Genomic DNA, 13240 nt, shown 5'->3' with positions numbered 1-13240 from the left:
TCAGCTCCTGCCCCCTGCACCCACGCGGCCCCGCGGGATGGTGTCCTCGTCGTGCGCGCTCCCGCTCTCGGCCGAACCCGGCTGCGCATCCTGCCCGTCGCCCTCTGCGGCGGTGACCCGCGCATCCGTCGCGTCGACCACCACGGCCGTGAGGTTGTCGCGCCCTCCGCGCAGCACCCCCTCGTGCACGAGCCGCACCGCGGCCTCCTGCGGCACGGGCTCCTCGCGGAGCACCCGCTCGAGCGCCGCCCGGTCGAGCTCGCCCGAGACGCCGTCGGAGCACACCAGGATGCGGTCGCCGTGCTGCACGGGCACCACCCAGTAGTCGGGCTGCGAGGCCCCGCCTCCGCCGAGAGCGCGGGTGATGACGTTGCGCTCGGGGTGCACGGCCGCCGCGGCGGAGTCGAGCGAGCCCTCGTCGAGCAACTCCTGCACGACCGAGTGATCGACGCTGATCTGCTCGAGCTCACCCCCTCCGAAACGGTAGGTGCGCGAATCGCCGAGGTTGAAGACGAGCCAGTGCGCCACCCCGTCGACATCGGTGACGGCGACGCCCGAGACGGTCGTGCCGGCCCGCCGGGATCCCGCGTGGGCCAGGCGTGCGATGGCGGTGCGAGCGCGGTCGAAGGCGTCGCGCACCTCCGCGGGCGCGACCGACGGCCGGCCGGCGAGCGCGCCGAACGACTCCACCGCGAGGGCGCTCGCCACCTCGCCCGCCTCGTGACCGCCCATGCCGTCGGCGACGAGGAACACGGGCGAGGCGGTGAGCAGGGAGTCCTCGTTGCTGCGCCGGCGGAGACCGGGATGCGTCGCGCTCCCGGCTCCGAGGCGCAGCTCGGAGAGGGGGATGGTGGCGGGATCGGTCATGCCGTAGCCCCGCCGCCCGCCGCCGCGTCGCCACCCGCCGCCACGACCGAGATCACCCGCGTACCCACCTGCACCCGGTCGCCCGCCTGCACCGGGATGCGCTCGCCCGGGTCGAGGGGCAGCCTCTCCCCGTCGGCCCGCACCAGCGCCGTGCCGTTGGTCGACCCGCGGTCGCTCACCCACACCGCGGTCGCGCTCCCGTCGGCGGCGCGGTCGAGCCCGAACTCGAGGTGCGTCTTCGACACCGAGAGCGTGTCGCCGGTGAGGGCGACGACGAGGTCGGCGGCGTCGCCCGTGGGCGACACGGGGTCGCGCCCGAGCACGCCGTGCCCGACGATCGGGATGAGCTCCCCCGTATCGAGCCGGAAGGCGAGCGCCAGGGCACCGGGTGCGGATGCGCGCACGGCAGCCCGGGGCTGCGACAGCCGGGTGCTCTCCGCGTCGTCGTCGACCGGCGGCGCGAATCCCGGCACGCGATCGATGGGCGCCGCGGGTACGGGCGCAACGGGCGCAGGCGCGACAGGAGCGGGAACGACGGGCGCAGGCACCACACGCGCAGCAGACGCCACCGGAGCGGCTCCCCCCGCCATCGCGGCCGTCGACGCCGCCGACCCCGGCGTGAACGCCCGCCCGCCACCGAACCCCGCCGGCTCCACCGCATCCTGCACCGGCTCGTCGAGCACCAGCTGCCCCGGCCGGGCCTTGAGCGGGTTCGGCCCGGCCTTCACGTCGATGACCCAGGTGCGCGCCAGCCGGTCGTGCCAGCCGCGCCCGATGCGCTCGGAATCCCAGAGCGGCGAGAGGTACACGATGTACTGGCCGATGAAGAACACCAGCGACGCCGCCGCCACGAACACGTCGCGCAGCAGCATCCAGCCGAGCCCGGGTCTGCCGAGCGACGTGACGTTGACGATCCTCAGCCCGAGCGCGAGCTTGCCGAGACTGAAGCCGAGGAAGGCCTGCAGCAGCAGCTCGGCGACGGGGTAGAGGACGGCGGGCAGGATGAGCAGCACCGCGCTGAGACCCGACACCGAGATCGCCGACTCGGTGGTCTGCACCGCGATGACACCGAGCCCGATGAGGGGCATCGTGACCGCCAGCCACACCGCGGCGCCGATCACGCCGTCGAGCAGGAAGGCCACGACGCGGCGGCCGTAGCCGCTCGGCATCAGATCGCCGCGCCGGATGGGAGGGGCGGCGGGGGTGGGCCGCCAGCTGTCGAGAGGTCGCCCGTCTGCGCCGGCCGCCGGTGCCTGCCCCGCGGCCGCTCCGAGCGCCGCTGCCTGGCTCCGCGACGACACGGGAGTGCCGCACACGAGGCAGAACTGCGCGCTCCGCGGTACGGCCGAGCCGCACTGCACGCACGGGAAGGTGGCATCCGTCACTGGTCGTCTCCTGTTCGCGCCGTCCGGGCGGCGGCGCGGCGCGCTCTCGCCGCCTGGCGCCGCTCGCGCGACCGTCGTGCGAGCGAGCGCACAGACCACCTCGCCGCGATCCGTCGCCACCACCGGGTCGAGCGGGTCATGCTGCGCACGGCCGCGTCGACCTCCGTCCAATACTGCTCCACCTCGGCCGCCGTCGGTTCGCCGGGGCCGAACACCGTGCCATCGGCACGCTCCGCGACCGCCACGAGGCCCGCGGTGGGGTAGGCCGCCGACAGCTGCCGGGCGTCGTCGCGGCGCGTGGCACCGGCGGGGGTGCGAGAACCGAGGTCGCCGGCACGGTCGACGATCTCGTCCCAGCCTCCGCTCACGCGGTCGGCGGCTCGCGGCGCTCGCCGCCGGCGGCGCCTCTGCGCCAGCTTGACCAGCGCGATCACGACGAGCGGCCCGAACACCACGATCAGCAGCCCGAGCACCCCGCCAGCGGCGAGGAAGACGGGGAGGTAGTCGAACCCCTCCTCCTCCACCTCGTCCTGCGCGGTGTCCTCGGTGCGGATGTCCGGCGGCAGCTCGGCCGGCTCCTGCGGCGGGGGCGGCGGCTGCAGCACCTGCGCCTTCGGGTCGGACTTCGGTTGGGGCGCCTCGTCGAGGGGCACCTGGTCTTCGGGCGGCGTGGGGTCGAAGGCCACCCAGCCGGCTCCGTCGAACGGCACCTCCACCCAGGCGTGCACGTCGTCGCCGGTGATCTCGAGCGACTCGCCCGCGGCGGCGTACTGCGACGGATAGAAGCCCATCACCACGCGCGCCGGCATCCCCAGCGAGCGCACCATGAGCGCCATCGTCACGGCGTACTGCTCGTCGTCGCCCACCATCTGCTCGGCTCCCACGAGGCTCGCGATGCGCTCGGCACCGTGTCCGGCCCGCGACACCGCCTCGCCCTCGAGCCCGTGGCTGAAGAACCCGTCGGCCGCGAGCCCGGCCGCGATGTTGCGCACCTGCTGCACGGGCGTCTCGGCATCGGCCACGTACTCGGCGGCCAGTGCGCCGATGTCGTCGGGCACTCCGGATGCGCGGGGCAGCGTCACCGACGAGACGGCTCGGCTCGACAGCTGCTCGTCGTTGAACACCGGCGGCAGCACGGTCTCGAGCGTGTAGGAGTCGCCCTCGGCCAGTCCCGCCGTGTCGAGCGCGGTGCCGGTGGCGGCGTTGTAGTGCAGCGCGCCCTCGAGCTGCTCCACCCGGCCGTCGGTGAACTCGAGCGAGTCGAGCTGCCCGGCGTCGGGCAGCCACACGCCGTCGAGGCCGGTGATGCTGACCTCCAGGGTGGTGCGCTCGCCCTCGGCGTCGTTCGCGATGTCGCTCGACACCCGCACGAACTGTCCCGATCCGTTCGACCCGTCGCCCGCCACGTCGTAGACCGTGCCGTCGTATCCGTCGAGCGTGGCGAGCCGGATGCGCGCGCCATCGGGCAGGCCCGTCACCTCGAACAGCGACTCGTCTCCCTGGTCGCGCACCACGCTCCGGAACCCGACCAGCGGACTGGCGTAGTCGTGCAGGTCGAGCGGCGGCTCGATGTGATCGCGCAGCACCTCGCGGGCCGTGGCGGGAACGAGGAGTCCTCCAGCCACGAAACCCGCCGCGAGGGCGGCCACCACCATCCCCGCCGCGGCGGCGAGCCGGGTGCGCCGGGCCGAAGTGCCGTTCCCCGCGGGTGGCGCGGAACCGTCCGCCCCGCCGACCGCGGTCTCGCGCGCTGCCCAGGCCCGCGCATCCTGCCGCCGCCACGCGGCCCAGCACAGCGCGAGACCCACGAACACGAGCCCGAGCACGGCGGGGAAGGCCGCCTCGCGCGTGCCGAAGGCGATACCCGTCACGAGCAGTGCCGCCGCGGGCACCAGCGCCCAGGCGGCGCGCGACGGCCGCAGCCGGAGGGCGAGGCTCACGGCCACGACCGAGGTGACCAGCGCCGAGACGAAGGGCACCACGAGCACGGAGTCGAACTGCCCCACGGGGGTGACGAGGGTGAGCACGTCCTTCCACGAGAACACGAGCCCCAGCACCAGGGTGCGGAGCGTGTCGAGGGTGGGCACGACCCCGAGGATCGTGGTGCCGGGTGCGGCGAGCGGCCCGCCGAACACGAGATAGACGCCGAGCGCGACGGCGGTGAGCACGATGCCGTTCCAGCGCAGCAGGGCTCCCGCGACGCCGAGCGCGAGACCGAGCACGATCCCTCCGACGCCCGCGACGAGATAACCCGAGCCGCCGAAGGCCGGCCCGAAACCGAGCACGCCGATCACCAGCAGTGCGGCGAGCACGCCGCAGTCGACGGCCTTCGCCCAGGCCGGCCGCACCCGTGCGGGCGCTCGCCGTGGCCGCGCGCGCCTGCGCTCCCCGGCCGGCCGCTCGCCCGCCGACCGCTCGCCCGCCCGGGGCCGCCCGTTCATCCGATCGCCACTCATCCGCTGTTCGCCCTCCGCAGCGCGAGCGGGAACTCGCTCAGCTCGCCCACCGTCAGCAGCGTCACGTCGCCGATGTGCCGCAGCGACAGCGCGGCGCCCGGCTGGGCGCTCACCGCGATCACCCGCACACCGAGCGGGATGTGCACGCTCGCGGCCTGCAGCTGCCGCGCGGACACCGGCCCGCCGAAGAGCAGGAAGGCCACCGACGCCCCTGGCACCGCCGAGCCTGTCGACTGAGCGAGCGAGGTCACCGTGCCGCGCCGCTCGGCCGTCTCGACGCCGGAGAGGTCGTCGAGCAGCAGTCGCCCCGTCTGCGTGCGCAGCGTGCTGGTCTGCGTGAGCACGGTGAGCTCGCGCTCCTCGCGCAGGGCCTGCACGCCGAGCGACCCGCACACCGAGACCGCGAGTTCGAACTCCTCGGGATCGGCGTAGTCGGCCGTGCTCGTCGACAACGCGACGGCGAGATGCGAACGCCGCGTCTCCTCGAACTGGCGCACCATGAGGGTGCCCGTGCGCGCCGAGGTCTTCCAGTGGATGTAGCGCCGGTCGTCGCCGGGCACGTACTCGCGCAGGGCGTGGAACGACACATCGTTCTCGCTCAGCACCCGCGACTCGATGCCCTCGAGGTCGCGCAGGAAGCCCGACGACGAGCCGCCGAGCGAGATGGTCTTCGGATGCACGTACAGGTCGACCGGGTCGGTCCAGCGCACCACGCGGCGCAGGAGGCCCAGCGGGTCTCCCCGCACCGATCGCACGGGGCCCACCGTGATGACCGATCGGCGGTGGGTCGGGATGCCGAAGAGCTCGTCGTGCTCGGCACCCGGTGCGAGCCTCGGCAGGGCGAACGAGGCGAACGACGCGCCCACCGGCAGCTCGATGCGGGCGGGCGCCATCGACCGCGAGGCGGTGTTCGCCACCGCGACGCGGCCCACCGCGCGCTCGCCCACGACCACCCGCGTGAGCGCGAGGTCGAGCGACACCGCATAGGCCGAACGGCCGATCGCGAAGCCCACGGCGATGAGCAGAGCCGCGAGCAGCACCGCCCCCACCACGAGCAGTTCCCGCCAGCCCAGCACCACGCCGGCCACGAGGGCGACGATCGTGGCCGCGAGCACGCCCCAGCCGAAGCCCGAGACGGTCGAGAGAACCGGGCCGGCCGCACGCCGTACGCCCCGCCCGCCGGCGGCCACGCGCTCGCGCGACGCCGCCCACACGGGCGCCGCGCGCATCCGGTGCAGCAGTCGTCTCATGCGGCCGGTTGCCTCGACTGCGGAGCGGCGACGTCGGCGAGCACGCGGGCGAGCACGCGCTCGGCCGTGGCGCCCTGGAACTCGGCCTCGGCGTCGAGCACGAAGCGGTGGGTCCACACCGGCCCGGCCAGCTCGCGGATGTCGTCGGGCAGCACGTAGTGGCGCCCCTGTGCGGCCGCCCACACCTTCGCCGCGCGCACGAGCGCCATCGCGCCGCGCACCGAGACGCCCAGGCGGGTCTCGGTGGCCAGCCGCGTCTCCTCGGCGAGCTGTGCCGTGTACCGCAGCACCGCGGGGTCGACGTGCACCGTGGAGGCGAGGTCGGCCATGTCGGCCACCGCGGAGGTGGTGATGACCGGCGAGAGCGACGACGAGGGGTTGCGGTTCGACGAACCCGCGAGGATCTGCTCGGCCGAGGCGAGGTCGGGGTAGCCGATGCTCGTCTTGATGAGGAAGCGGTCCAGCTGGGCCTCGGGCAGCCGGTAGGTGCCGGCCTGCTCGATGGGGTTCTGCGTGGCGATCACGAGGAACGGGCGGCCCACCTCGTGCGTGACGCCGTCGACCGACACCCGCGACTCCTCCATCACCTCCAGCAGCGCCGACTGCGTCTTGGGCGAGGCCCGGTTGATCTCGTCGGCCAGCACGATCGAGGCGAAGATCGGCCCCCTGTGGAAGTCGAAGCGGTGCGTCTCCTGGTCGTAGATCGTCACCCCCGTCACGTCGGAGGGCAGCAGGTCGGGGGTGAACTGGATGCGCTGGTGGGTGCCCTGCACCGTGGCGGCGATCGCCTTGGCCAGGCTGGTCTTGCCGGTGCCGGGGGCGTCTTCGAGCAGCACGTGGCCCTCGGAGATCATGGCCATGAGGGTGAGACGGATGACGTGCTCCTTGCCGAGCACCGCCAGGCCGACGTTCTGCACGAGTCGGTCGAAGGTGCCGGCGAACCAGCTCGCCTGCTCGGGGGTCATCGTCATGGGAGGGGGCTTCCTTTCGGGGGGAGCGGGAGGGGTCGGGTCATCGTCGTGCCACCACCTGCACGCCGTCGCACTGCATGCGGGCGGCCTGGTTCTCGAGCGAGTACGCGCCGCTGTCCTGGGTGAACCAGCTGAGGTTCTTCGAGCCGTTGCCGTTGCCGTCGACGGAGATGTCGGTGGAGAGGTTGTTGCCGCCCGACCAGGTGCAGTGCACACTGCCCTGGCCGAGGAAGTTCTCGACCGTGAGCTTCATGCGCACGCAGGGCGGCCCGTTCACGAGGTTCTCGCCATCGCACGAGGTCCACGACGAGAGGAACGCACCCTTCGGGGGCGGTGGGGGTTCGGGGTCGCTCGTGGCGCTCGCCTCGGCCGACACCGTCTGGCCGGCCGCATCCGTCACCGTGATGCGCACGGAGTGGGTCTGGCTGTAACCGTTGCCCACCGTCACCGAGCCGCTCGGGGCGCTGGAGTAGGCGGCACCGTCGACCAGCACCTGGATCGAGGTGATGTCGCGGCCGTTGGGCTGCGGAGCCTGCCACGACAGCGACACCGTGGTCGCCCCGCCCGACGCCGAGGCGCTGGGCTGGCCGAGCGGGCCGTAGGGCACCACCGTGTTCGACGCCGCACTCGGCGGGCCCTCGTAGTTCGTGCCGTCGAGCGGGGTGACCGCACGGGTCTCCACCGAGTAGCTCTGGCCGTTCTGCAGCCCGCCGATCACGCCGCCCGAGGGCAGCGAGCTCCAGCCGCCGCCGTTGAGGCGGTACTGGTACGTCAACTCGTCCTGCCGCGCGCCGCGGCCGTCGGCCGGCGAGCCGACGGTCATCGTGATCTGGCGGTCGCCCTCGGCCAGAGACGGGGCGCCCGGCGCGGTCGGCGCGAGGAACGCGCGGCGCGGGGCGGACTGCGGCGACGGCTCGCCCGCACCCGCCTTGTTCTCGGCGGTCACCCGGAAGGTGTAGTCGGTCTCGGAGATGTCGAGCGGCACGGCCTGCTCGGTGGAGGTGCCCGCGTCGATCGTGCTCACCACGCTGCCGCCGCGCAGCACCTCGAGGGTGTAGGCGCTGATGGCGTCGCCGTTGTTCGCCGGCGGGGTCCAGGCCACCTGCAGCTGGGCGCGGTCGCCCACCGGGTTGAGGCGGGTCGTCGTGGGCGCGGCCGCCGCATCCGGGGCCCTGGCCGGGATCTCCTCGGCCGAGAAGGTGCTGAACTCGCTCGGCTCGGGAGCCCGGTTCACCGCCTGCACCCGCACCTGGTAGGCGGTGCCGTTCTCCAGCCCCTCCCACACCAGGGAGTTGCCGGTGACGTCGTAGCGCGTGGCGGCACCGCGGGCCGGGGCGGGAGAGATCTCGAGATTGAACGACTCCACGGCGGAGCCGGGCGTGGGCGGGGTGACCCAGGTCACCGTGAGGCTCTCGTCGCCGAACACCAGTTTCGGGGCTTCCGGCTGGTCGGGCCGCGCATCCGGCCGTGCCACCGCCGAGGGCGGCGAGGCGTCGGAGACGCCGACCGAGTTCGTGGCCGTGACCGTGAAGGTGTACTCCACGTCGTTGGTAAGCCCGTCGAGGGTGCAGGTGGTGGAGGCGCACTGCTTCGAGTAGCCCTGCGGGCTCGTCACGGTGTAGCCCGTGATCTCGGCGCCGTTGTTGATGGGCGGCGACCACGAGAGCACCACCGTGCGGTCCTGGATGCTCGTGACCGTCGGCGTGGCCGGCGCGTCGGGCCGGCCCTGCACGGTGAGGCGGATGCGCCCGTCGGCCACGCGGTCGGGCTCGCCCGTGACGTCGGCCACCCGGTAGCGCACCACCATGGTGCCGACGAAGTCGCCCGCCGGCGTGACGTCGACCGAGGAGCCGTTCGCCGAGGCGTTGCCCGAGCCGGTCTCCACCACTACCTGGGTGATCTCGAGCGGCGACTCGGGGAAGGGGTTGTAGTCGTTGCTCAGCACGTCGACCGTCACCGTCTGGCCCTGGTTCGCCTGCGGCACCACGTCGTCGGTGGCGCTCGGAGGGTTGCGTGTGGTGGCGAGCACGGTCACCGTCACGGTGCCGCGCACGGGCGGGTTCACGCCGTCGGAGACGTCGATCTCCACGGGCGACGAGGTGCGCGGGGCGTCGACATCGGCGGTCACCACCAGGGTGGCGCCTTCTATGCGAGCGTTCACGCCCGCTCCGGTGTCGCCCGCGATCGTGTAGGTGAGCGCGTCGAGCTCGCCCTCGTCGGGGTCCTGCGAGTTGGCGCGCAGGTCGACCGTGCCCTCGCCGTCGCCGGCCGCCACCGAGACGGCGGTGTTCACGAAGCTCGGCGGGGTGTTGTAGTCGGAGACCACCTGGATCGGGATGACGAGGGTGGCCTTGTGTCCGGCCGGGTCGTCGGGGCCCGTTCCGTCGGTCACCTCGAAGCTGATCGCATCCGGGCCGTCGTAGCGCGCCTTCGGGGTGTAGCGCAGCGTGGTCTCGCCCGCCACGAGGTTGTCGCCGTTGGAGTTCGAGGCACGCACCTTCTCGGCCTCCGTGATGCGCACCGACTTGCCCTCGGCCACGAGCACGTAGTCGCCGAGCTCGAGGTCGATGGTCTCGCCGTCGTTCACCACGATCGGCTCGATGCCGGGGCGGAGCACCGGCGGGAGGGTGTCCATGCCCGGAACGGTCACGAACGCCGAGGCGGTGAGGCCGTCCTGATCGGTGACCGTGTAGCTCACGATCTGCTCCGTGGGCAGCAGCTCGATGCGCAGGTTCTGGTTCGGCTGCACGGTCGCCGTGGCGTCGGCCGTCGAGACCACCAACTCGTCGATGGTGCCGTCGGGGTCGTCGTCGTTCTCGCGCACGTCGATGTCGACGTAGGGACGGTCGAGCACATCGGAGACGGGGACGGTGTCGTCGCGGGCGATCGGGGCCTGCAGGGGCGCGTCGGGGCTCACGCTCACGAGCAGCGACCCGGTCGAGGCGGCGCCCCAGCGGTCGACGATCGTGTAGAGCACCGTGTAGTCGCCGGCCTGGTCGGGTGCGGTGACCACCACTCGGCCGCCGTCGACCTCCGCGGTGACGCCGTCGGGCACCTCGAGGCCGTTCTCGCGGATGGCGATCGGGTCGCCGTCCGGGTCGGAGTCGTTCGCCATCACGTCGACCGCGAGGGTGCGCCCGGGGCGGGCCTGCACCGTGTCCTTCTGGGCGTAGGGCGCCTGGTTGGCGTCGGAGGCGGGGATGATGCCCACCAGCACGGTGGCGGTGGCGAGGCCGCCGAGGCGGTCTTGCACGGCGTAGGTGAAGGTGTCGGTGCCGGTCGCGTCGGGGTAGGCCTCGTACACCAGCCACGACTCGCCCACCTCGGTGATGCGGCCCTTCGCGGGCGCCGAGCTCTGGCCCACGAGGCGCACGGAGTCGCCGTCGGGGTCGATGCCGTCGAGCGGGATCGGGATGCGCACGCTGGTGCCCTGCAGGGCGCGGATCGTCACGTCCTCCGGACGGGGTGGGGAGTTCGCCCCGTCGTCGCCGACCACGCGGATGGTGATGTAGCCCGCGTCCTTCTGGCCCTGCGAGTCGACCACCTCGTAGGTGGCGTAGACGGTCTTGGGCTCGGGGCCGGCGCGGAACCGCACCACGTCTTCGGCCACGAAGATCTGCCCGTCGGCCGGGGCAACGAGCGGCTCGATGAGGGTCTCGGAGAGGCGGATGGTGTCGCCGTCGGGGTGATAGTCGTTGGCCAGCACCGGGATGGTCGCGACGTCGTTCACCCGCACGGTCACGGTGTCGTCGACCGCGACCGGCGGCTGCAGCCGTTCGGGCGAGGCGATCGGGGTGACGAACACCTCGCCGACCGCGCTCGCGTAGCCGTTGGAGACCGTGTAGCGCACGGTCGTGGGTCCGACGAGGCCCCGGTCGGCGATGCGCAGGATCTGGTGCTCGAGCACCTCCACCGAGATACCCGAGTCGGGGTCGGTCTGCACCGACTGCACGGCGAGGATGCCGCCGTTCGGGTCGGTGTCGTTGGCTAGCACGTTCACGAGCGTCGTGCGCCCGGTGGGCAGCTGCGCGGTGTCGCGCACGGCGATCGGCGGGTCTTCGGTGTCCTCATCGGCCACCACGTCGACCCGCACGAGTCCCTCCGCCGTCTTGGGGCCGTCGGCCACCAGGTACTGCACGTAGAACACGCCCACCGAGGCGCCCGTCACGGCGAAGGTGCCGGTCGTGTAGTCGGGCTCGAGAGTGAGCCCGGGCGTCTCGTTCACCTTCGCGAGCCGCAGCGGGGCGCCGGAGGGGCTCAGGTCGTTCTCGAGCGGGGCGACGGTGACCCGCTCGCCGACCGTGGCCACCACGGCGTCGGGCGTGGTCACCGGGGCGAGCGCACCCTTGTCGCGCACCACGAACCGGATGGTGCCCTCGATCTCGGAGCGCCCGTCGGAGATCGTGACCGTCACGTCCTTCGGCCCGGTGTTGGGGTCGATGCTCGTGAACGTGATCTCGCCGTCGGGCCGGAACTGCACCTGGTCGGCCGTGCCGGTCGACGCCGCCGTGACGTACAGGTCGTCGCCGTCGGGGTCCTCGAAGTCGGGCAGCGCGTTGTGCTTCACCGTGGCGCCGAGCTCCACCAGCACGTCGGAGACCTGCCGCTGCTTCGGCGGCGAGTTCTCGCCGTCGCCCCGCACCGTGAGCGACACCGTCGCCGTGTCGGTGCCGCCGCGGCCGTCGTCGGCGGTGTAGCTGAAGCTCGACGCGCCCCGCGCATCCGGCTCCACCACCACCTGCAACGCCGCGCCGTTGAGGATGCGCTGCACCTCGCCGAACGAGGGGCCGTTGCCGCTCAGCGACGCCGTCAGCACGTCGCCGTCGGGGTCGGTGTCGTTGTTCAGCACCGGGAGGATGACGGTGCGGCCTGCCCGCACGCCGAACGAGTCGTCGACCGCGGTGGGCGGGGTGTTCTCCTCGGAGCGGTCGGGGAGCAGCACCTGCAGCTCCTCCTCGGTGCTGTCCTCCTCCTCTTCGGAGTCGCTCTCCTCGGGCGGCGGGGCGATGTCGTCCCAGTTGTCGACCTTCTTCATGTCCTGGTTCACCAGGTACACCACGCCGGTCGCCACGTCGTTGAGCACCACCACGTCGCGGTTCACGCGGAATCGCAGCGAGGCGTTCGCCGCGAGATCGGGAACCTCGCTCTCGACGTCGTCGGCGTCGCCCGCGCAGTCGCGCAGGTACGATCCCGAGCCCGACCAGGCCGCGTAGGCGCATCCGTTGAGGAAGACGGGCGCGGCCGGGTCGCCGGGCTCGCCGGTGGTCTGCAGCACGACCGGCTCGCCGCCGGCGAGGGGCTGGCGGATGAGGGTGGTCGCGGTGGAGACGAGCACGTCGTCGGAGGCGGGGCCGGAGGCCTGCACGATGCCGCCCTGAGCATCCGGGAGCTCGGCGACACCGCCGCCCGGCAGGTAGAGGGTGCCCGTGGCGGAGTCGAAGACGACGGCCTGGTCGCCGACGGTGGTGAGGGTCAGCTGGGCGCTCTGCTCGACCTCGGGGAAGGCGGTCGAGGCCGTGGGCTCCTCGGGGAAGGCGCCGGTCGCCTCGTCGCGCTCGTAGCTGAGCAGCCGGCCGTCGGAGGTGGAGAGGGCGTGCACCGTGCCCTCGGAGTCGGCCACCGCGGCGGCACCGGCGCCGAGCTCGGCCATCGGCTCCTCGGGGTCGGGGGTGAATGAGCCGACCTGGGCCGAGTCGACGGCCCAGAGGCCGCCGGTCTGGCGGTCGAGCAGGGTGACGGAGTCGCCGCCGAGGGAGACCGAGGCCTCGGGCGGGAGGTTGACGGGCGACTCGAGGGCCACCGTCATGGGGTTGACCGGGGTGAGCGTCGCGCCGGCCGAGTCGAGCAGCAGCACGGTGTCGCCGTTCTGCAGCACGTCGAAGTCGGTGGAGGAGGTGCGGAGACCGCCGTCGATGACCTGGGCCGGGTGGTTGAGGTGCCCGAGTAGCAGGGCGGAGGGCTTCGTGACCCAGACGCCGCCGTCGTTGAGATCGACGTCGGCGGTCTCGACGCCCTCGTAGAGGAAGGCCATCGTGGTGACGGCGATCGAGGCCGCGGCGACCGTGGCGACAGAGGCACTGGTGGCCTTGTGGCGGCGGATGGCCTGGAACAGCCTCACACGGTCTCCGATCGTCGGGTGGTCACGGCGAGGGCAAGACTGTGCGGGGTCGCCCGGGAGCGACCTTCGGTACGGCCCTTCGGGTCGGGCGTACCCCGTACAGGGGTCATTCAAGCATGATCGGCGAGAGGTCGCCAAAACGGCCGTCTGGGGAGAAGTCCCCATGTGACATCCGGTGCGGGATGTGCTGAGG

At 72.9% G+C, this 13240-nt stretch carries 6 protein-coding genes; all 6 read right to left on the bottom strand.

Features of this window, described 5'->3' with window-relative positions; all coding sequences use genetic code 11:
• Genes N1031_RS03075 through N1031_RS03050 form a run of 6 tightly spaced genes read right to left on the bottom strand, consistent with a single transcriptional unit; the run spans position 1 to position 13047 of the window.
• On the bottom strand, positions 1–867 hold the full coding sequence (locus N1031_RS03075) for a PP2C family protein-serine/threonine phosphatase (RefSeq protein WP_259478125.1): 867 nt from the start codon (positions 865–867) through the stop codon (positions 1–3).
• The gene (locus N1031_RS03070; protein WP_259478124.1) at positions 864–2252 is read right to left on the bottom strand and encodes an RDD family protein; all 1389 of its coding nucleotides are present in this window, start codon (positions 2250–2252) and stop codon (positions 864–866) included. Before N1031_RS03070 ends, N1031_RS03075 begins: the two co-directional genes overlap by 4 nt.
• Positions 2249–4693 (bottom strand): transglutaminase-like domain-containing protein, encoded by a 2445-nt coding sequence (locus N1031_RS03065; protein WP_259478123.1) that lies wholly within the window; start codon positions 4691–4693, stop codon positions 2249–2251. Before N1031_RS03065 ends, N1031_RS03070 begins: the two co-directional genes overlap by 4 nt.
• 11 nt (positions 4694–4704) lie before the next feature.
• Complete coding sequence (locus N1031_RS03060) at positions 4705–5958, bottom strand: DUF58 domain-containing protein (protein ID WP_259478122.1); 1254 nt, start codon at positions 5956–5958, stop codon at positions 4705–4707.
• Positions 5955–6929, bottom strand: a complete 975-nt coding sequence (locus tag N1031_RS03055; protein ID WP_259478121.1) for an AAA family ATPase — start codon at positions 6927–6929, stop codon at positions 5955–5957. The genes N1031_RS03060 and N1031_RS03055 overlap by 4 nt, the downstream gene beginning before the upstream one ends.
• 40 nt (positions 6930–6969) lie before the next feature.
• The gene (locus N1031_RS03050; protein ID WP_259478120.1) at positions 6970–13047 is read right to left on the bottom strand and encodes an Ig-like domain-containing protein; all 6078 of its coding nucleotides are present in this window, start codon (positions 13045–13047) and stop codon (positions 6970–6972) included.
• Positions 13048–13240: the final 193 nt, after the last annotated feature.

The sequence above is a fragment of the Herbiconiux moechotypicola genome, from assembly GCF_024979255.1.
In the GTDB taxonomy this organism is placed as follows: Bacteria; Actinomycetota; Actinomycetes; order Actinomycetales; family Microbacteriaceae; genus Herbiconiux; species Herbiconiux moechotypicola.
Note: the sequence above shows the minus strand (reverse complement) of the source record. Positions and strands in the feature narration are given on the sequence as shown.

Coding starts and splice junctions, on each gene's coding strand:
- N1031_RS03075 (WP_259478125.1), bottom strand. CDS start 867: ATGACCGATCCCGCCACCATCCCCCTCTCCGAGCTGCGCCTCGGAGCC.
- N1031_RS03055 (WP_259478121.1), bottom strand. CDS start 6,929: ATGACGATGACCCCCGAGCAGGCGAGCTGGTTCGCCGGCACCTTCGAC.
- N1031_RS03060 (WP_259478122.1), bottom strand. CDS start 5,958: ATGAGACGACTGCTGCACCGGATGCGCGCGGCGCCCGTGTGGGCGGCG.
- N1031_RS03065 (WP_259478123.1), bottom strand. CDS start 4,693: ATGAACGGGCGGCCCCGGGCGGGCGAGCGGTCGGCGGGCGAGCGGCCG.